This is a genomic window from Streptomyces sp. NPDC006711 (genome assembly GCF_042869775.1).
Classification (GTDB): Bacteria; Actinomycetota; Actinomycetes; order Streptomycetales; family Streptomycetaceae; genus Streptomyces.
Map to the genome: position 1 here is coordinate 73,437 of NZ_JBIAGO010000018.1, position 18,628 is coordinate 92,064.

Annotated in this window: 17 protein-coding genes; 10 read left to right on the forward strand and 7 right to left on the reverse strand. The window is 70.5% G+C overall.

Translation table 11 applies throughout. The features are described from left to right. The first annotated feature begins 338 nt into the window (after positions 1-338). Entirely contained in the window at positions 339-1,094 is a 756-nt protein-coding gene (locus tag ACFYM2_RS28520; protein WP_388840197.1) for a hypothetical protein, read from the forward strand. On the opposite strand, the gene ACFYM2_RS28525 is transcribed toward ACFYM2_RS28520, so the two are convergent. After that, a complete protein-coding gene (locus ACFYM2_RS28525; RefSeq protein WP_359003873.1) occupies positions 1,084-1,476 on the reverse strand; it encodes a DUF192 domain-containing protein in 393 nt (130 codons plus the stop codon). The genes ACFYM2_RS28520 and ACFYM2_RS28525 overlap by 11 nt on opposite strands. A 46-nt stretch (positions 1,477-1,522) precedes the next feature. On the opposite strand from ACFYM2_RS28525, the gene ACFYM2_RS28530 reads away from it, so the two are divergent. After that, positions 1,523-2,326 carry a class I SAM-dependent methyltransferase gene (locus tag ACFYM2_RS28530; protein WP_350232399.1) on the forward strand — a complete coding sequence of 268 codons (804 nt, stop codon included), beginning with the start codon at positions 1,523-1,525 and terminating at the stop codon, positions 2,324-2,326. Positions 2,327-2,337: 11 nt separating this feature from the next. Next, on the forward strand, positions 2,338-3,867 hold the full coding sequence (locus ACFYM2_RS28535) for a DUF2079 domain-containing protein (RefSeq protein ID WP_388840200.1): 1,530 nt from the start codon (positions 2,338-2,340) through the stop codon (positions 3,865-3,867). Between the two features lie 367 nt (positions 3,868-4,234). Here ACFYM2_RS28535 and mgrA read toward each other — a convergent pair whose 3' ends face one another. Then, the gene (gene mgrA / locus ACFYM2_RS28540) at positions 4,235-5,272 is read right to left on the reverse strand and encodes an L-glyceraldehyde 3-phosphate reductase (RefSeq protein ID WP_388456615.1); all 1,038 of its coding nucleotides are present in this window, start codon (positions 5,270-5,272) and stop codon (positions 4,235-4,237) included. A 136-nt stretch (positions 5,273-5,408) separates the two neighbouring features. On the opposite strand from mgrA, the gene ACFYM2_RS28545 reads away from it, so the two are divergent. The 6 genes from ACFYM2_RS28545 to ACFYM2_RS28570 all read left to right on the forward strand — a co-directional run bounded on the left by ACFYM2_RS28545 (position 5,409) and on the right by ACFYM2_RS28570 (position 12,491). After that, positions 5,409-6,170 carry an isoprenyl transferase gene (locus ACFYM2_RS28545; protein WP_350232402.1) on the forward strand — a complete coding sequence of 254 codons (762 nt, stop codon included), beginning with the start codon at positions 5,409-5,411 and terminating at the stop codon, positions 6,168-6,170. A gap of 628 nt (positions 6,171-6,798) precedes the next feature. Next, positions 6,799-8,121 carry a PhoH family protein gene (locus ACFYM2_RS28550; protein WP_359003882.1) on the forward strand — a complete coding sequence of 441 codons (1,323 nt, stop codon included), beginning with the start codon at positions 6,799-6,801 and terminating at the stop codon, positions 8,119-8,121. Between the two features lie 385 nt (positions 8,122-8,506). Further along, positions 8,507-9,217 (forward strand): transglycosylase SLT domain-containing protein, encoded by a 711-nt coding sequence (locus ACFYM2_RS28555; RefSeq protein WP_388456611.1) that lies wholly within the window; start codon positions 8,507-8,509, stop codon positions 9,215-9,217. Positions 9,218-9,571: 354 nt separating this feature from the next. Further along, entirely contained in the window at positions 9,572-11,095 is a 1,524-nt protein-coding gene (locus ACFYM2_RS28560) for an AI-2E family transporter (protein ID WP_388840204.1), read from the forward strand. A gap of 484 nt (positions 11,096-11,579) precedes the next feature. Beyond that, a complete protein-coding gene (locus ACFYM2_RS28565; protein WP_388456609.1) occupies positions 11,580-11,969 on the forward strand; it encodes a hypothetical protein in 390 nt (129 codons plus the stop codon). Between the two features lie 300 nt (positions 11,970-12,269). Then, positions 12,270-12,491 carry a hypothetical protein gene (locus ACFYM2_RS28570; protein ID WP_359004978.1) on the forward strand — a complete coding sequence of 74 codons (222 nt, stop codon included), beginning with the start codon at positions 12,270-12,272 and terminating at the stop codon, positions 12,489-12,491. Positions 12,492-12,800: 309 nt separating this feature from the next. Here the strand turns inward: ACFYM2_RS28570 and ACFYM2_RS28575 are convergent, their stop codons facing one another. Both ACFYM2_RS28575 and ACFYM2_RS28580 read right to left on the reverse strand, forming a co-directional pair. Further along, positions 12,801-13,334: an alkyl hydroperoxide reductase gene (locus tag ACFYM2_RS28575; RefSeq protein WP_350232406.1), complete on the reverse strand. Its 534-nt coding sequence runs from the start codon at positions 13,332-13,334 to the stop codon at positions 12,801-12,803. A 3-nt stretch (positions 13,335-13,337) separates the two neighbouring features. After that, a complete protein-coding gene (locus ACFYM2_RS28580) occupies positions 13,338-13,892 on the reverse strand; it encodes a peroxiredoxin (protein WP_261712501.1) in 555 nt (184 codons plus the stop codon). Between the two features lie 174 nt (positions 13,893-14,066). Between ACFYM2_RS28580 and ACFYM2_RS28585 the strand changes: the two genes are divergently transcribed. Continuing rightward, positions 14,067-15,011: a LysR substrate-binding domain-containing protein gene (locus ACFYM2_RS28585; protein WP_359004972.1), complete on the forward strand. Its 945-nt coding sequence runs from the start codon at positions 14,067-14,069 to the stop codon at positions 15,009-15,011. Between the two features lie 52 nt (positions 15,012-15,063). Here the strand turns inward: ACFYM2_RS28585 and ACFYM2_RS28590 are convergent, their stop codons facing one another. The 3 genes from ACFYM2_RS28590 to ACFYM2_RS28600 are packed head-to-tail and all read right to left on the reverse strand — an operon-like array spanning position 15,064 to position 18,604. Next, positions 15,064-17,394, reverse strand: a complete 2,331-nt coding sequence (locus tag ACFYM2_RS28590; protein WP_388840207.1) for an FtsX-like permease family protein — start codon at positions 17,392-17,394, stop codon at positions 15,064-15,066. Next, a complete protein-coding gene (locus ACFYM2_RS28595) occupies positions 17,391-18,083 on the reverse strand; it encodes an ABC transporter ATP-binding protein (RefSeq protein ID WP_388840210.1) in 693 nt (230 codons plus the stop codon). Before ACFYM2_RS28595 ends, ACFYM2_RS28590 begins: the two co-directional genes overlap by 4 nt. Continuing rightward, positions 18,080-18,604, reverse strand: a complete 525-nt coding sequence (locus tag ACFYM2_RS28600; RefSeq protein ID WP_350232410.1) for a PadR family transcriptional regulator — start codon at positions 18,602-18,604, stop codon at positions 18,080-18,082. The genes ACFYM2_RS28595 and ACFYM2_RS28600 overlap by 4 nt, the downstream gene beginning before the upstream one ends. Between the last annotated feature and the right edge of the window lie 24 nt (positions 18,605-18,628).

An 18,628-nucleotide genomic window follows, 5' to 3' on the forward strand; every position in this document is an offset into this window, starting at 1 on the left:
GCGGCCGGTAAGGAATCCAACCCGCTCATCCTGGTGACCGTGACATCGGGCTGCTTCCGCGCTCCCGAGGGGACCAAGGGAGACCAGGAGTTCTGATCCGACGACTCCGTCGGAACGGTTCGACCCCCGGGCGCTCGGCTCCCCCTGGCCGGCCCGGCCGCAGCGCCACCGGCCTGTCCAGCCCAACCCGGCTCCGAAGTCGGCGTTGGTCGCGCTCCGGTCCGGGTATCCGGGACACATCGGGGGTCACCGGTTTTCGTCGAGCGGGACTGGGTCGAGCGGGACTGGGCGGGGCAGGACCCAGCCAATCCACAGGAGTCGTTGTTACGGTGCTGGGTATGAAGCCAAGGCTGCTACGGAGCCGTGCGGCGACGGTCGGGGTGTGTCTTGTCGCGCTCGCGGGTGCGGCCTCCTGTGGGCCCGGTGGGGCGGGGGCCGAGGGGGCGGGGGGCGCGGTGCGGGAGACCGGGGCCGCGCCGGGTACCAGTGCCACCCCGCGGACCGAGGCGGCCGCCGGGGCGCTCAGCGGGGATCAGCTGGCCGCGGCCGCGCTCGTGACCGGTGACGTGAAGGACTTCGCGGCCGAACCCCTCGAAGGCGGCGTCCCCACCGGCAGCTCCCGGACCTCGAAGCCCGCCTGCATGCCCTTCGTCTCCGTCATCAACGGCACCCCGCAGCCCGCGCCCTCCGCGACCGTCTTCCGGCGGCTGGTGAACACGAGCGAGGACGGCCAGGCCGACCAGACCGTCGTCACCGAGGTGCTGGGCGCCCACCCCTCCGGCGCGAGCGACGTGCTGCCCCGGCTGCGTTCCGCCATCCAGGCGTGCGCCGACGGGTTCACCACCAAGGGCGGCGACCTCGAACCGTCGGCGTTCACCGCGGTCAAGGAGCTGCCCACGCCCCAAGTGGGTGACGAAGCCATCGCCTACGAGCTGATGGGCGACGCCCAGGGCGACCCGGTGCCGATGGTCTTCCAGGTGGTGCGCAGCGGGACGACCGTGGTGACGTACTACGCCGTCGACGTCACCGGGGACGACACGCCCCAGATCCCCGCCCAGCTCGCCGTCGCGCAGGCGGCCAAGCTCAAGTCCTGAGATCCTGACCGGTTGCCTCCCGGCCGCCCGCCTCGATCACCAGCCGGACACCCGGCCGAAGCCCCCACCCCGCCATCTGCCCCGCCTCCGCCTCCAGGACGTGGCGCGCTCGCGGGCGCGGCAGGCCAAGGCGCCCGGGGCGCATGGTCGTCACGGCGATCACGCGCAGTTCGCGGTCCAGATGGGCCACGTCGATGGCGAAGCGCATCCGGAAGGTGTGCACGCTGCTCGCCGGGGTCAGCAGGAGCGCGCCCTGGACGCCGTCCCGCCCGAGCAGGCCCCGCGTACGGGTGCGGCAGGACGCCGCGATCTCCAGCGCGACCCCCACATCCGCGCCCCCCGCCACGCGCAACACGCCCGTCCCGTCCCTCCATCGGCCCATGGATAAACGGTAGTGGCTCGCGGGGCCGCCGCGTAGGGTCCGCGATATGGGCCGAAACATCAGGAACCACAACAACCGCCCCTTCGAGGAACTGATCGACGAGGCCGCGTCCGTCTCCGTCGACGGCTGGGACTTCTCCTGGCTCGACGGCCGGGCCACGGAAGAGCGGCCGTCCTGGGGATATGCCCGTGCGATGGCCGGGCGGATGGCCAAGGCCACCGCCGCCCTGGACATCCAGACCGGCGGCGGCGAAGTCCTCGCCGCCGTGCCCCAGCTGCCGCCGCTCGCCGTCGCGACGGAGGGCTGGCCGCCGAACGTCGCCCGCGCCACCGGCCTGCTCCACCCGCGCGGGGTGGCCGTCGTCGCCGACGAGGACAAGCCGCCGCTGCCGTTCGCCGACGGCGCCTTCGACCTCGTCGTCAGCCGCCACCCCGTCACCACCTGGTGGTCCGAGATCGCCCGCGTCCTCTCCCCGGGCGGCACGTACTTCTCCCAACAGGTGGGCCCGGCCAGCGTGTTCGAGCTCGTCGAGTACTTCCTGGGACCGCAGCCGCCCGAGGTGCGCGGCGGACGCGACCCCGGCAAGGCGCGCAAGGAGGCGGAGAGCGCGGGGCTCGAAGTCGTCGATCTGCGTCTGGAGAAGCTGCGTACGGAGTTCAACGACATCGGCGCCGTCGTCTACTTCCTGCGCAAGGTGATCTGGATGGTGCCGGGCTTCACCGTCGAGGAGTACCGCGACCAGCTGAAGGCGCTGGACGAGCAGATCCGTACCGAGGGCCCCTTCGTCGCCCACACGACACGGTTCCTCATCGAGGCACGGAAACCGCTGCGGCCCACACGCGCTGCCTAGCATCGGGCCATATGGGGACAATCGCCGATCAAAGAGTGGGGCGGGGCGCGCGACCACCGATCACGCCCGCACCCGTCATCTTCCGTATCGCGCGCGTACGCGCGGGCCGGCCCGCCCTCCTGTGGTGGGGGTGGGCCTGCGCCCTGTTCCCGCTGTACGCGACCGTCTCCGCGCGCCGCCAGGCCCTGGTCCGCACCACCGGTTACGACCTCGGCATCTTCGAGCAGGCCGTCCGCGCCTACGCCCATCTGGACGCGCCGGTCGCCCCCCTGCGCGGCGACGGCTTCAACCTCCTCGGCGACCACTTCCACCCCGTGCTCGCCGTCCTTGCCCCTCTCTACCGCCTGGCCCCCTCCCCGTACACGCTGCTCCTGGCCCAGGCCGCGCTGCTCGCGCTCGCCGTGGTGCCGCTCGCCCGGCAGGCCACCCGGGTCATCGGCCGGCGCGCCGCCCATGTCGTGGCCCTCGGGTACGGGCTGAGCTGGGGCATCGCGTCGGCGGTCGGCTTCGACTTCCACGAGGTGTGCTTCGCGGTCCCGCTGGTCTCCTGGGCGCTGGAGGCGCTGGCCCGCCGCAACTGGCGGCGCGCCCTCGCCTGGGCGGCGCCGCTGCTCCTGGTCAAGGAGGACCTGGGGCTGACGCTGGCCGCGATCGGGGCGTACGTGGCCTGGCGCGGACCGCGCAGGCTCGGCCTGGCCGCCCTCGCGCTGGGCCTGGTGGGCAGCGCGCTCACGTTCACCGTGGTGCTGCCGTTCTTCAACCCCTCCGGTGGCTACGCGCACGCCGCCAACCTCGCGCCCGCCCACCACGCGCCGCTCGTCACGCTGCTGCTCGCGCCGCTGGACGCGGTGCGCCCCGAGGTCAAGGCGACCACCCTCGTCCTGGTCTTCGCCCCCGCCGCGCTCATCGCCCTGCGCTCACCGCTGGCCCTGGTCGCCGTGCCCACGCTCGGCTGGCGGATGCTGTCCGCCAACGCCTTCCACTGGGGCACCGCCTTCCACTACTCCGCCGTCCTGATGCCCATCGTGTTCGCGGCGCTCATCGACGCGCTGCGGCCCTACGCCGCCGCAGGCGATCCGCTCGCTCGGCGTCATGTGCGGGCCTCGCTCGCGACGGTCGCCGCCGTCACGCTGGTGCTCGTACCGTCCTTCCCGCTCGCCCAGCTCGCCCACCGCTCCACCTGGCGCACCGACCCGCACGTGCTCGCGGTGCGCGACATCCTGCGGCGCGTACCGGACGGCGCGAGCGTCGCGGCCTCCAACCGCCTTGCCCCGCAACTGACTTCACGCGCCACGGTCGTCCTGTTCCCGACCTTCCCGGTCGAGGGGAAGCTGTACTCCACGGACCGCGCCATCCCGCGCCCCACCGCGCAGTGGATCGCCTACGACCGTCGGCCCCCGCGATCCTGGCCCTATCCGCCCGGCGCGTGGCCCTACCCGGCCGAGCGGCAGGAACGCGAGTACGCCCTCGCGCTCGCCCGATACGGGTATGTGCCGGTGGCACAGGCGGACGGTGTCTCGCTGCTGCGCCGGCGGACCTGAGCGCCCGCTGTGCACGCGCTGACGCCGTACGGTCACGGCGCGCGCTCCCAGGTGCGCCAGTGGGGTGAAGCACACCCGGCGGGTGATCGCGCCGCCTTCGCGCGTCCCTCAGCGGCTTCCCGCGCCCTCCGCGACCCCTCTGACCTGCACGGTCAAGCCCGAACCCGTGGGCTGGGTCACCCCTGCGGGGGACTGGAAAGGCGTACTGGCCCGGTTTCGGAGCGTAGTTCCGGAGCGCCGTGGCACACAGCAGCACTTACGAAGGGTTATGGTGGAAACCCCCCCTCGGGCCGGTCCGTATCCCCCCCACGGACCGGCCCGTTTTTTCTTCCGCCCGCCCGGCGGGACCTCCGGGAGCCGGGTGCCGTCAGCTCCGTCCGGCCCAGATGTTGGTGCCCTCGGTGTCCACGGCGAAGGTGTCGATCTCCTTCAACTCCCCTTCGGTGAGCGCCGGTCCGCCGAGCGCCGCCACGTTCTGCTCCAGCTGGCGCACGCTGGACGCGCCGATAAGGGCCGACGTCATGCGCGGGTCGCGCAGCACCCAGGTCAGCGCCAGCTGCGCGAGGGACTGGCCGCGCCGGGAGGCGATGTCGTTCAGGCCGCGCAGCCGGCGTACCACGTCGTCCGAGAGCAGGCCCGGGTCCAGGGACTTGCCCTGGCTGGCGCGGGAGCCCTCCGGAATGCCCTTGAGGTACTTGTCGGTGAGCAGCCCCTGGGCCAGCGGCGCGAAGGAGATGCAGCCCATGCCGGCCGCCTCCAGGGTGTCGAGCAGGCGGTCCTGCTCCGTCCAGCGGTTGATCATCGAGTACGACGGCTGGTGGATCAGGGCCGGCACGCCCATCTCGCGCAGCAGCCGCGCCGCCTGCCCGGTCTGCTCGCTGTTGTACGAGGAGACGCCCACGTACAGCGCCTTGCCCTGCTGGACGGCGGAGGCGAGCGCGCCCATCGTCTCCTCCAGCGGGGTGTGGGGGTCGAAGCGGTGCGAGTAGAAGATGTCGACGTAGTCCAGGCCCATGCGCTTGAGGGAGGCGTCGAGGGACGACATCAGGTACTTGCGTGAACCCCACTCGCCGTAGGGGCCGGGGTGCATCAGATAGCCGGCCTTGGTGGAGATGACGAGTTCGTCGCGGTACGGGGCGAAGTCCTGGCCGAAAATCTTGCCGAAGTTCAGCTCGGCGGAGCCGGCCGGCGGGCCGTAGTTGTTGGCCAGGTCGAAGTGGGTGACGCCCAGGTCGAAGGCGCGGCGCAGGATCGCGCGCTGGGACTCAAGAGCCCGGTCGTCGCCGAAGTTGTGCCACAGGCCGAGCGAGACGGCGGGGAGCTTGAGGCCGCTGCGGCCGGTGCGGCGGTACTCCATGGAGTCGTAACGGTGGGGGCCGGCGAGGAAGCGGAGGGATTCAGTCACGTTTCCCTGCTTATCACGGACTTGTGACAGACCGAGTTGGGCCGCCATGACCCCTGCGCAGTACTGTGCTTTGTCTGGGGCGGCCGGTGTGCGGGGCGGCGGCGGGCCCCCGGAAGGCAACGAGAGGGTGAAATCGGTGAGTTTGCGCGACCTGGTCTACAGGCTCTATGCGCGCCGGGTGGAAGGCCGCCTCGACCACGACCAGGTGCCCAAGCACATCGGCGTCATCCTGGACGGCAACCGGCGCTGGGCCAAGGCGTCGGCCCGCAGCCCCGAGCAGGGCCACCAGGCCGGGGCCAGCAAGATCCAGGAACTGCTCGGCTGGTGTGCCGAGACGGATGTCGAGGTCGTCACCCTCTGGCTGCTCTCCACCGACAACCTGGACCGCCCCGAGGACCAGTTGATCCCGCTGCTCGGCATCATCGAGGACGCGGTGCGGGACTTGGCGGCGGACGGGCGCTGGCGGGTGCATCACGTGGGCAACGCGGATCTGCTGCCCGGGCACACCCAGTCCGTGCTCAAGGAGGCCGAGCAGGCCACGCACGACATCGACGGGATACTGGTCAATGTCGCCGTCGGCTACGGCGGCCGCCAGGAGATCGCGGACGCGGTCCGCTCGCTCCTGCTGGAGCACGCGACGAAGGGGACGTCCTTCGAGGAGCTGGCGGAGATCGTCGACGTCGAGCACATCTCGGAGCACCTGTACACGCGGGGGCAGCCGGATCCCGACCTCGTGATCCGCACGAGTGGTGAGCAGCGGCTTTCCGGGTTCATGCTCTGGCAGTCCGCGCACTCCGAGTACTACTTCTGCGAAGTGTTCTGGCCGGCCTTCCGCAAGGTCGACTTCCTGCGGGCGCTGCGGGATTACGCGGCGCGGCATCGCAGGTATGGCACCTGAGCGCTGGCCGCGGTGTGTTGAGTGGGCGGGGTTGGTGCCGGCCCGCACCGGGTGCTCGCTTTCGGGTGCGGGCCCGTGGGCGGCTGGTCGCGCAGTTCCCCGCGCCCCTGTCAGGGTCTGTGCTGGCCGGCATCGGCAACCTCAGCCCGTCCGGCGTTTGAGGACGAGCGCCCTTTAGGCGCGATACGGGGTTTGGGGCGGAGCCCCAAGGGGTTGGGCTTTCGGGTGCGGGCCCGTGGGTGGCTGGTCGCGCAGTTCCCCGCGCCCCCAGGTAGGTTGCGCCCGGCCCACACCGGTATGTGACCGCGACCCCGGCCGGGCGGGGCCGAACGGGGTCCGGGGGCGGCCCCGGTGGGAACTCTGGGCATATGACGGGGCATGGCTTCGCTTGTTCGAGGGCATAACCACCCCAGGTCGACGTCCGGTCCACGGCCGTCGGATCTCAGTGGGCGGCGAACAACGCCACCCGCCCGGGAGGCCCTTTGCACCAGGACGACCGCGCACCGCAGGCGGGCGACGTGGAGGGCCGGAGCTCGGCCCGCGCAGCGCGGCCGAAGCCCGGTCCCCGTTTCCGCGACGCCGTCGCACCCCGACCTCATGCGCCTCTTACGAGGGGGTACGTCCTTCCGTGGTGACCAGCACAAAGCGCCGCATGCCCGACCGGCGCACCTACGTACTCGACACCAGCGTCCTGCTGGCCGATCCCAACGCGATGACCCGGTTCGAGGAGCACGAAGTGGTGCTCCCCATCGTCGTGGTCACGGAGCTGGAGGCCAAGAGGCACCATCCGGAGCTCGGTTACTTCGCCCGGCAGGCGCTGCGCCTGCTGGACGACTTCCGGGTCCGCTACGGACGCCTCGACGCCCCCATCCCGATGGGAGACCTCGGTGGGACCCTCCGCGTCGAGTTGAACCATTCCGATCCCGGCGTCCTGCCCGCCGGCTACAGGTTGGGGGACAACGACTCCCGGATCCTCGCCGTCGCCCGCAATCTCCAGGCGGAGGGCTACGACGTCACCGTCGTGTCCAAGGACCTGCCGCTGCGGATCAAGGCGTCGTCGGTGGGCCTGCTCGCCGAGGAGTACCGCGCGGAACTGGCCATCACCGACTCCGGCTGGAACGGCATGGCCGAACTGCCGCTCAGCGGCGAGCAGGTCGACCTCCTGTTCGAGGAGGAGACGCTGTACGTCCCGGAGGCGGCCGGGCTCCCCGTCCACACCGGGCTCGTGCTGCTCTCCGAGCGCGGCAAGGCGCTCGGACGGGTCACGCCGGACGGGAACGTGAAGCTGGTACGGGGCGATCGCGAGGCCTTCGGCATCCACGGCCGCAGCGCCGAGCAGCGCATCGCGCTCGATCTGCTCCTCGACCCCGAGATCGGGATCATCTCGATGGGCGGCAGGGCCGGCACGGGCAAGTCGGCGCTCGCACTCTGCGCGGGCCTCGAAGCCGTCCTTGAGCGCAGACAGCACAAGAAGGTGATGGTCTTCCGGCCGCTGTACGCGGTGGGCGGGCAGGAGCTCGGCTACCTGCCCGGCTCGGAGGCCGAGAAGATGGGCCCCTGGGCGCAGGCCGTCTTCGACACGCTGTCCGCCGTGACGAGCCGTGAGGTCATCGAGGAGGTCACCTCGCGCGGCATGCTCGAAGTCCTGCCGCTCACCCACATCCGGGGCCGCTCCCTGCACGACGCCTTTGTGATCGTGGACGAGGCGCAGTCACTGGAACGGAACGTCCTGCTGACCGTTCTGTCCCGGATCGGGGCCAATTCCCGTGTGGTGCTCACTCATGACGTGGCCCAGCGCGACAACTTGAGGGTCGGCCGGTACGACGGCGTCGTCGCGGTGGTCGAGAAGCTGAAGGGACACCCGCTGTTCGCCCACGTCACCCTCACCCGGTCCGAGCGCTCGCAGATCGCCGCCCTGGTGACCGAAATGCTGGAGGATGTTCAGCTCTGAGGCAGTACGCGCCAGTTGGCGCCGCCCGGCGAGCGCAGCAGCTTAGCCGGGCGGCGCCTTTTTCTGCGTCAGGTTGGTGAAATCAGGGGCGCCGAACGTGGTGTGACGTTTCCCACGCAACGGAGAATTGCTTCGCGGCGTCGCCTTCCGGCAGAGTCTTGGATCCGTCAGGCCCCGCATACGGCACCCCTGTATCCCGGGTACCCCGGTACCCACGCAACTCAATAGCCGAGCCGTATGCCGCCCGCGCATCACGCGGCGCTTCCCGCGAGGAAGTTGCCCATCGGGTCAGTTCCTCCCGTGACCCAGCAGTTGGGAGGAGAGAGCCAGGGGCACGATCGCGTCCGCGAGGTCACCCGTGCGGACGCCGCTGGAAGGAAACCGTGTGAGCCGGATCTCGGTCCGGGGATTCGCGGTGGCATCTGCCACTGCGGTCACCACCGTTGGCGCCGTAGTCGGCGTTGCCGCGGGCAGCCCCGCCGCCGCTTCGAACGACAACTTCGAGGCAACCGCGGCCGGCACGACGCTCCTCGCGGACCTCCCCGCCGGCCAGCAGGCCCAGGTGCAGACCGCTTCTCTGACGCAGCAGGCGGACGCGCAGGCCGCGCAGGCCAGCGCCACGGCGAAGAAGTCCGCCGAGGAGGCCGCGCGCGTCCAGGCCGCTCAGGACGCCAAGGCCAAGAAGGACGCCGCCGACAAGGAGAAGAAGGACAAGGCCGATCAGGAGGCCAAGGCCCGCGATCTGGAGACGCAGGCGGCCAGCCGCTCGGCGAGCCGGACCGACTTCGCGGTCAAGAGCTCCTACACGGTCGACGAGATCCAGGCGATCGCCCGCCAGATCGTCCCCTCCGGCCAGTTCCAGTGCTTCAGCCACATCGTGAACAACGAGTCGAGCTGGAACTACCAGGCCACCAACGCCGGTTCCGGTGCCTACGGTCTCGTCCAGGCGCTGCCCGGCAACAAGATGGCCTCGGTGGGCTCCGACTGGCAGACCAATCCGGCCACCCAGATCAAGTGGGGCCTGAACTACATGAACGAGCGCTACGGCAGCCCCTGCGGCGCCTGGTCGTACTGGCAGTCCCACAGCTGGTACTAGGGGGTGTCTGGTGGACCATGGCCGGGGGCGCGGCGTCTGGCACGGCACCTCGCGGCGTTGCCGAATCGCCCCGATAGCTCCGCTATCGAGACGCTCCGGCGCCTTGCGATGCACCGCACCAGACGCCGTGCCCTGACCGACCCTGATCCACCAGACACCCCCTAGTCCGGCCGGTTGGGCAGGTACTGGTCCGGCCGGTTGGGCGGTCCCGAGGGAAACCTCCAGGGCCACTCAACCTCGTGGAGCCCCGCACCGTCCTTCGGTGCGGGGCTTCGCCCGTGTACGGTCGGCTTCGGACAGCACGGGGGAGGCGCCGGGGAGAACCGGCGCCGGGGAAAAGGGAACGGCGGGATCATGTCGACAGTGCCCGGTTTGCTCGCACGGCTTGGCGCCGGCCTGACCCGGTGGGGAGAGCGCCTTGAGGAGCGCAGGGCCGAGACGGAGGCCGGGGCCGATGAGGAGGTCTCCGTCCCGGTCGCGGCCCACGCGCCGAAGGCGGCCCCGGCACGGGCCGTACGGGAAGCCGCAGCGGCCAGGTCCCGGGTGCCGGCGGACGCTTCGCAGGACCACGCCCCCGACCACGTGCCGCCGCCGCCCACGTACGCGCCGGCCGTGGCGGCCCGGCCCGATCCGGTGCACGCGGTGCCGTGGAGCATGCGGGTCGCGGCCGAGGTCGGCTGGCGGCTGCTCGTGCTGGCCGGGGCCATCTACGTACTGACGCAGATCATCAGCGCGGTCAGCCTGGTGGTCCTCGCGTTCGTCGCGGCTCTGCTGATCACCGCGCTGCTCCAGCCGACCGTCGCCCGGCTCAAGCGCAGGGGACTGCCGCGCGGGCTCGCCACCGCGATCACCGCGATCTCCGGGTTCGTCATCATGGGGCTCGTCGGCTGGTTCGTGGTGTGGCAGGTCATGGACAACCTCGACGACCTGTCCCACAAGGTGCAGGGCGGCATCGAGGAGCTGAAGAGCTGGGCCCTGAACAGCCCGTTCCATGTCACCGAGGACCAGATCAACCAGATCGCCAAGAACCTCAGCGACACCATCGGCGCCAACACCAACGAGATCACCACGGCCGGACTCCAGGGCGTGACCGTCCTGGTCGAAGTGCTCACCGGCATGCTCCTGGCGATGTTCTCGACGCTGTTCCTGCTCTATGACGGCCCGAAGATCTGGCAGTGGGTGCTCAAGCTGGTGCCGGCGGCGGCCCGGCCGGGGGTGGCGGGCGCGGGTCCGAAGGCCTGGCGCACGCTCACGGCGTATGTGCGCGGCACGGTGATAGTGGCTCTGATCGACGCGATCTGCATCGGCGTAGGGATCTACTTCCTCGGCGTGCCCATGGCGGTGCCGCTCGCCGTGTTCATCTTCCTGTTCGCCTTCATCCCGCTGGTGGGCGCGGTCGTCTCGGGCGCGCTCGCGGTCGTGGTCGCCCTGGTCACCCACGGCGTCTTCAACGCCCTGATGGTGCTGCTCGTGGTGCTCGCGGTGCAGCAGATCGAGGGGCACGTGCTCCAGCCGTTCATCCTGGGCCGCGCGGTGCGGGTGCACCCGCTCGCGGTGGTCCTCTCGGTGGCCGCCGGCGGTCTGGTGGCCGGCATCGGCGGCGCCGTCGTCGCGGTCCCGCTGGTCGCCGTCACCAACACGGTGGTCGGCTATCTGCGCCAGTACGCCCGCGACAACGCGATGCGCGCCGCGCAACCGGAGGGCGCGACGGCGTCCCCCGAGGAGCCGGGCCCGGGCGGAACGCTTCCCGACGCCACGCAGCCCGGCCACGGTGCGTCCGCGCCGACGCACGAGGAGAAGCCCTCCGATGCGGCCCCCGAAGCGCCGACGCACGACGAGACCCCGCCCCCCGGCCCACCCGCCGAAAAGCCCGAGTAACCCCCCGGGCGGGCAGCAAAAGGGGCCGCCCGGGTATCGAACGACGCCTCCGAAGGCCCCCGCCCGCGAACCCGAAGAGCCCGCCCCAGTCCCTGGAGGGTACGTTCTCGACGGTGCCGCCGCGCCGCCGGATACGAAGCCGACGATCCGCACGGCGACGGACAGGTTCGCGGGCGGCACGGAACGCGCGAGGGTCCTGCCTCGCCTTCTTCAGCTTTTCGGCTTCGTACTGACCTCGTTGAGCTTCATGCGCAATCGGGGTGCTGGTCATTCGTACCCGCAAAACCTGCGTGATGCCATCAGGCGGCAGGGGCCCGGATGAATATCCATTTGCTCAACCAGTCGGCTCGAGGTCGGTATAACTCTTGATCTTTTCTGCCCTCATGTGATACTTTACGCTAACTTTGCGATCTTGGCGTACCGTGGGGGTTTTGTGGGCGGGTGGATGTATCGAAACGCCGCATGGCTTTTATATGTGTTCGTCATGTCCCTGCCGCTCGCGATCTATGTCATTCCGTTCGGCGTGTACCCGCTGCTGGTGGAGCGTCGTCTCCGTAAGGCCGGGGTGACGGTTCCCGCCACATGTACCGGCGCGTCATGGGACGAGGGGCAAGTGGCGGAGTTCTTTCGATTCAGAACTCTGGACGGATACCGGTCCTCATACAGCAGCTCCCTCAGAAGCGGTCGTCTGGCGCATGACGGTGAAGAGGTTCGAATCATTTACGACCCCAAGGCGCCATATGGCAGAGCACGCACGGAAATGGAGCTGTTCGGTGGCAAATCTCAGGCTCGCCGCGATTTGAGGGGCGGACTGATGGTGCTGGTTGTCATGCACGTCATGCTCTTGCCGTTTGCCGCTCTGTACTTCATCTGACCGACCGTGGTGCGGTACCAAGCGATGCACGTCCGGGGGCCGTGCGGTTCACCCGAAGAAGCGGGCGAACCGACCGCTTGGGGGATCTGGAGATTGTCAAGTGACAACCACGGCCCTTTTCGGGGCTTTTTCTCTGGAGTGTTGGTGGGAATCTTTTTAGGAGGTGCGGCTTGGGTGGCCTGTGCCGTAGGGCTTGCGGTGGCGGACATCTTTGCTTATCGCAGAAGGGTCACGACATCCGCCCGGTGCATCCATGTGGAGAGCGAAGGGGGCGGGATCGCTCGGCATGTCCTTGAAAGGGTGCCGATCGCCGACGAGAGGAAGCTCGTCACTCTGCGGACCAAAGGGGAGGTCGTGCGTCCGCAAGGGGTGCTGAAAATCTCGTACGACCCCAAGAACGCTCACGAGGTCTTCGTGGCGACTGAGCATCCCCGAATATCCCGCCTACGCGGCGAAGTGTTCATCGCGGCGATAGGGTTGGCGCAGATTTTCTGTATCGTCATCTGGTGGGGCGTTTCCTGAACGTTGTGGTCCCGCCATCGGGCCACCGCCTGCGGCCTCAACTCGGCCGCAGAAGCGCGTACTGCTCCTGGACGGAGTGCGCGGATTTATCCGGAAGTGTTTCCGCTGCCGTGACAGGCCGCAGCGCCGCCTCCGGATATATCCAGCGGGTCCGCGTCAACTCCCCGAAGGCCCCCGCCGCGAGCTCGCCGGCAAACCCGACGCCCGCGCCCGCACCAGCCCCCTGGGCAGCACTTCGCCCCGCCGCATGACGACGGGGCGAAAGCGTGGGGCCCGGGCCGGGTGAGTTACCCGCGGCCCCCGGAGGGGTTACGCCGCGAGCGCGGCCTCGGAGTCGAGCGTGACGCCCACGGCCTGGATCACCGCGGCGATCTTGAAGGCCTCCTGGATCGTCTCGCGGTCGACGCCGGCCTTGCGCAGGACCTGCTCGTGCGAGTCCAGGCACTGGCCGCAGCCGTTCACCGCGGAGACGGCGAGCGACCACAGCTCGAAGTCGACCTTCTCCACGCCCGGGTTGCCGATGACGTTCATCCGCAGACCGGCCCGCAGCGTGCCGTACTCCGGGTCGGAGAGCAGGTGGCGGGTGCGGTAGAAGACGTTGTTCATCGCCATGACGGCGGCAGCCGACTTGGCGGCCGAGTACGCCTCGGGCGACAGGTTGGCCTTGGCCTCCGGCTCCAGCTCACGCAGCACGATCGGGCTGCGCGAGGCGATGGCGGTGGCGAGCACCGTGCCCCACAGCTGCTGGGCCGGCAGCTCGGAGTTGCCGATGACCGAGCCGAGGTTCAGCTTCAGGTCCTTGGCGTAGTCCGGGACGGCGGACTTCAGCGCGTCGAGGGACATGGATCACTCACCGGCCAGGAGCGCGACCGGGTCGAGGGTGTTCTCGCCCTTGGTCCAGTTGCACGGGCACAGCTCGTCGGTCTGGAGGGCGTCGAGGACCCGCAGGACCTCCTTGGGGTTACGGCCCACGGAACCGGCGGTCACCATCGTGAACTGGATCTCGTTGTTCGGGTCGACGATGAAGACGGCGCGCTGCGCGAAGCCGTCCTCGCCCTCGATGCCGAGGTCACGCATGAGCTCGTGCTTGGAGTCGGCCAGCATCGGGAAGGGCAGGTCGGTCAGGTCCGGGTGGTCCTTGCGCCAGGCGTGGTGCACGAACTCGGAGTCACCGGAGAAGCCGAGGACCTGGGCGTCACGGTCGGCGAACTCGTCGTTCAGCTTGCCGAAGGCGGCGATCTCGGTGGGGCAGACGAAGGTGAAGTCCTTGGGCCACGCGAAGACCACGCGCCACTTGCCCTCGTAGGTCTTGTGGTCGATCTGCTGGAACTCCTGGCCGCTCTCCAGCGACACACAGGCAGTCAGGTCGTACGTGGGGAACTGGTCACCAACAGTGAGCACGCGCTCTCCTAGCAAAACGAGGAAGTACCGATTCGAGCGGATTCGGAAGCTTCCTGGGGGGTTGGACGGATTACCGATCCTGGCACAGGAGGCATTGATCAGGGAAATAGCTAGACTGGGTCAGCCTGATCGGAGGTGCCTATCAGTGGGCCCAAGTAAGAGGAGCGTCGATCCGTGGCTCTGAGCAACCGGGGCAAGCAGCCCAGCCTGGCGCAGCTGCGCGCGTTCGCGGCGGTCGCGGAGCATCTGCACTTCCGTGACGCGGCCGCCGCGATCGGGATGAGCCAGCCCGCCCTGTCCGGCGCGGTCTCCTCGCTGGAGGACACCCTCGGCGTGCGGCTCCTGGAGCGCACCACCCGCAAGGTGCTGCTCTCGCCGGCGGGCGAACGGCTCGCGGCGCGGGCCAAGGCCGTGCTGGACGCGGTCGGCGAGCTGATGGAGGTGGCCGAGGCGGTACGGGCGCCCTTCACCGGGGTGCTCAGGCTCGGCGTCATCCCGACCGTGGCGCCCTATCTGCTGCCCGCCGTGCTGCGGCTCGTCCATGAGCGCTACCCCGACCTCGACCTCCAGGTCCACGAGGAGCAGACCTCCTCGCTGCTCGAAGGGCTCACGGCGGGACGGCTCGATCTGCTGCTGCTCGCCGTGCCGCTCGGGGTGCCCGGCGTCAGTGAACTCCCCTTGTTCGACGAGGACTTCGTACTCGTGACCCCGCACGACCACTGGCTCGGCGGACGCAGCGAGATCCCCCGCGAGGCGCTGCGCGAACTGCGGCTGCTGCTCCTCGACGAGGGGCACTGCCTGCGCGACCAGGCGCTCGACATCTGCCGCGAGGCCGGGCGCACCGACGGGGCGCCGGTGACGACGACCGCGGCCGGGCTCTCCACGCTGGTGCAGCTCGTGGCCGGCGGGCTCGGCGTGACGCTGCTGCCGCGCACCGCCGTCGAGATCGAGACGGGGCGCAACGACCGCCTGGTCACGGGGTACTTCGCCGAGCCCGCTCCCTCCCGCACGATCGCCCTGGCGATGCGGACGGGTGCCGCGCGCCAGGGCGAGTTCGAGGAGTTCGCCGCCGCCCTGCGCGGGGCGCTGCGCGACCTTCCGGTACGGGTCTCCAAGTAGGGCCGGAGCGCTCGAACTCCCTTGGGGTCCATGGCAGTTAGGGCGTTCGAGGCTACTCCGTGCGCAGTCCCTCCGGGCGCATGAGGCGCCACAGCGGTGGCAGCGAAAGGGCGGTGACGAGCAGCACCACGCCCGCGCCGATGCCCACCATCGACACCGCCGGGACCCAGTCGATCGTCACCGGGCGGCCCACCATCCGCAGCAGCACCGAGCCGAGCCCGAGCCCCACCGCCGCCGCCAGTGCGAGGCCGAGCGCCATCGGCACCGCGCTCTGCCACAGGACCGAGAGGCTGAGGGTGGTGCGCCGGGTGCCGAAGGCCACGAGCGCGGACAGCAGCTTCTTGCGCTCGCGCAGCTGCTCCAGCATCGACACGAGCAGGCTCGCGCCGATCAGCATCAGGACCGCCGCGGCCCCGATGTACAGGCCCTGGCGCACCCCCGCGAACCGGGCGTTGGTCCGCGTGCCGGTCAGTGCGTGCGCCGAGCTGAGCGGGTCGGCCTCGGCCGCCTGGGTCAGCACCCGCTCCTTGGCGAGGTCGTCACCGGGGGAGGTGGAGACGTACACCGTGGAGTGCACCGGGAGCTTGACACCGTGCGGCAGCGCGCCCGGGGTGACCAGGACGCCGGGGCGGCGCTGGCCGCCCGGGTCGGTGCGGGCCGCGACCTTGCGGGCGCTCGCCGGAACGGTCCAGCGGACCTCCGCGCCCTTGGTGGTGGAGCCGCCGTTGGTCGGGTCGAGGTAGAGCGTGCCGCCCGGCGCGGGAAGTCCCTCGGGCTGCCAGTCGCCGCCGGTCGCGAGGAACGCGTCGCCGTCCCGGCACGAGGGCAGGGCCGCGATCTGGCCCAGGTCCGCGCAGGTGGCGACCGTGACCGGGGTGAAGTGCTGGGGTTCCTTGGCCTTGTCGCCGCCGTCCAGCGAACCCAGCACCACCGTGGCCGTCACGCCTTCGGTGCCCTTGATGGCGCTGATCTCACGGGACTGGGCGTCGGGCGAGGCGTCGCCGAGCGGAACCACCAGCTGGGCCCGGCTCGTGTCCTCGCCGTTGGCCTTCACATAGTCGCCCTCGACGGCGCCGAACAGCATCTGAAGGGCGATCGCCCCGGCCACCGCGACCGCGATGCCGTTCACCATGCGGGCCGCCGAGCCGGACGTCAACTGGAGCCTGCGAACGGCGAGTTGCCAGCCGACCGGGCCGCCGCCGAGTCCGCGTACGACCGCCTCCACCAGCCAGGGCAGCAGCGCGGTCACGCCGATGAGCAGCAGCACCGTACCGCCGATCACCTGGGCCTGGTTGAACATGCCGTTGTCACGGCCCCGGCCCATCATCGGCAGCAGCAGGCCCGCGCCCGCGAGCGGCGGCAGCACCCGCCACCACAGGCGCCGCCTGCGCGCCACCGTGGTGCGCACCACGCCGAGGGGTTCCACGACCACCGAGCGCATCGCGAACAGGGTCACCGCCACCGCGGACGCCGGCACCGCGAGCACCACGCCCACCGCGAGCAGCGGGTTCGGGTCCATGTCGGAGGGGAAGACATTGAGCCCCGCCACCGTGACGTCGCCCACGTACTGGCGGCCGATCAGGAAGAACACGGCGCCGATGACCACGCCGACCGCCGCTCCGGCCAGCGCCTCGCCCGCCGCCATCCAGCGGGTCATGCGCCGGTCGGCGCCCGCCAGGCGCAGCGCCGCGAGCCTGCGGTCGCGCCGGTCGCCGCCGAAGCGCACGGCGGCCGCGATGAACACGGCGACCGGCATGAGCAGCACCACGAAGATGATGACGATGAGCAGCGCGAGGACCGGGTCCAGCTTCTCTTGGACGGCGTTGACGAATCCCTTGACCCGCACCACCTCGCCGCGATCGCTCACCTCGTCGTCGCGCTTCTTGAGGATGTCGCTGCCCGCGTAGTAGGCCAGCTCGTGCGGGCCCATCAAGCCCCGGTCGGCGATGGTCGCGGTCACCTTGTACGGGATGCGCCGGCGCAGCAGTTCGCCCTCGGGGGAGGCGAGCAGGTCGCGCAGGGCGGGCGAGGCGACCATGGTGCCGGGCGCGGGAAGGGTGGAGACACCGGGCGGCACCGGCGACTTGGGCCCCTCCGCCTGGAGCAGCCTGCCCCGTACGTCCGCGCCCTTGAACTGGGTGTCGGCGCGCCCGATCAGGAGGGTGTCCTGGCCGGGGCCTTCGTTGGTGGAGGCCCCGTAGTCGTTGCGGGCGTTGTCGCGGGCCTGGCGGGCGGTGAGCGCGCCGGGCAGCGCGGTGGTGCCAAGGAGCAGGGCGACGCCGAGACCCACGCCGACCGCCGTGAGCAGTGTGCGCGTCCAGCCCTCACGGCCGCCGGTGAGGGCGAACCTGGCGCCGAACGCGAGGTCGCGCAGCAGGCTCATACGGCGTGCTCCAGCATCATGTCGCGGGACTTGCCGTCGCGGACGACGATCTCGCGGTCCGAGTACGCCGCGACCCGCGCCTCGTGGGTGACCAGGACGACCGCGGCGTTGGTGGAGCGGGCCGCCTCGGTGAGCAACTGCATGACGCGTTCGCCGTTGAGCGAGTCGAGTGCGCCGGTGGGCTCGTCGGCGAAGACGACGCGCGGCTTGGTGACCAGGGAGCGGGCCACGGCCACCCGCTGGCCCTGGCCGCCGGAGACTTCGCCGGGACGCTTGGGCCCGAGGTCGGCGACCTCGAGGCGCTCCATCCACTCCAGGGACCTGCGCTCGGCCTCCTTGCGCTTGACGCCGGTCAGGCGCAGCGGCAGTGCCACGTTCTCCACGCAGGTCAACTCCGGTACCAGCTGGCCGAATTGGAAGACGAAGCCGAACTCGGTGCGGCGCAGGGCGCTGCGTTCGGCGTCCGGCATCGCGGACAGCTCGCGGCCGTCGTACGTGATTTTCCCGGAGTCCGGGGTGACGATCCCGGCGAGGCAGTGGAGCAGTGTCGACTTGCCGGAGCCGGAGGGGCCCATCACCGCGACGACCTCGCCGGGGTGGATGGAGAAGGCGGCGCCGTCGAGGGCGGGCGTCGGGCCGTAGGCCTTGTGCAGGTCCTGGGCGACGAGAAGGGAGCCGGCGGGCGTCATGCGCGTACCTCCGTGGCGAGCCGGCCGAGACGGGCGGCGGTCAGTTCGAGCCACCGCAGGTCGGCTTCCAGATGGAACAGGGCGTGGTCGCAGATCAGCTGGTCGGTGAGGTCGCCGTGGCGCTTGCGGTCGGTCAGTACGCGCATCAGGCGCAGGTGCTCGGCGCGCTGGGTGTCCAGCACGTCGCCCGCCTCGCGGCCAGTCAGCAGGGCGAGGACGACCTTGGTGTAGAGGGTCGACTGGAGGTAGGGCTCGGGCTTCTCCGGCTGCCTGAGCCATGTCTCGACATCGGTGACGCCGGCCTCGGTGATGGCGTACCGCTTGCGCTCGGGGCCGCCGCCGGCCTCGACGCCGTCGACCTCGACGAGGCCGTTCTTCAGGAGCCGGGACATCGTCGAGTAGACCTGCCCGTAGTGCAGCGGGCGGTCGTGGCCGAACTTCTCGTCGAAGGCGCGCTTGAGGTCGTACCCGTGGCGTGGGCCCGACTCCAGGAGTCCGAGCAGGGTGTGTCCGATGGACATGGCGTGTGCCTCGCTTCTCAACTG

Bases quoted from the DNA above. Each gene is read 5' to 3' on its own strand.
- ACFYM2_RS28530 (WP_350232399.1), top strand. From the start codon at position 1,523: ATGGGCCGAAACATCAGGAACCACAACAACCGCCCCTTCGAGGAACTG.
- ACFYM2_RS28600 (WP_350232410.1), bottom strand. From the start codon at position 18,604: ATGTCCATCGGACACACCCTGCTCGGACTCCTGGAGTCGGGCCCACGC.
- ACFYM2_RS28590 (WP_388840207.1), bottom strand. From the start codon at position 17,394: ATGAGCCTGCTGCGCGACCTCGCGTTCGGCGCCAGGTTCGCCCTCACC.
- ACFYM2_RS28575 (WP_350232406.1), bottom strand. From the start codon at position 13,334: ATGTCCCTCGACGCGCTGAAGTCCGCCGTCCCGGACTACGCCAAGGAC.
- ACFYM2_RS28595 (WP_388840210.1), bottom strand. From the start codon at position 18,083: ATGACGCCCGCCGGCTCCCTTCTCGTCGCCCAGGACCTGCACAAGGCC.
- ACFYM2_RS28535 (WP_388840200.1), top strand. From the start codon at position 2,338: ATGGGGACAATCGCCGATCAAAGAGTGGGGCGGGGCGCGCGACCACCG.
- ACFYM2_RS28565 (WP_388456609.1), top strand. From the start codon at position 11,580: ATGTCCCTGCCGCTCGCGATCTATGTCATTCCGTTCGGCGTGTACCCG.
- ACFYM2_RS28560 (WP_388840204.1), top strand. From the start codon at position 9,572: ATGTCGACAGTGCCCGGTTTGCTCGCACGGCTTGGCGCCGGCCTGACC.
- ACFYM2_RS28520 (WP_388840197.1), top strand. From the start codon at position 339: ATGAAGCCAAGGCTGCTACGGAGCCGTGCGGCGACGGTCGGGGTGTGT.
- ACFYM2_RS28525 (WP_359003873.1), bottom strand. From the start codon at position 1,476: ATGGGCCGATGGAGGGACGGGACGGGCGTGTTGCGCGTGGCGGGGGGC.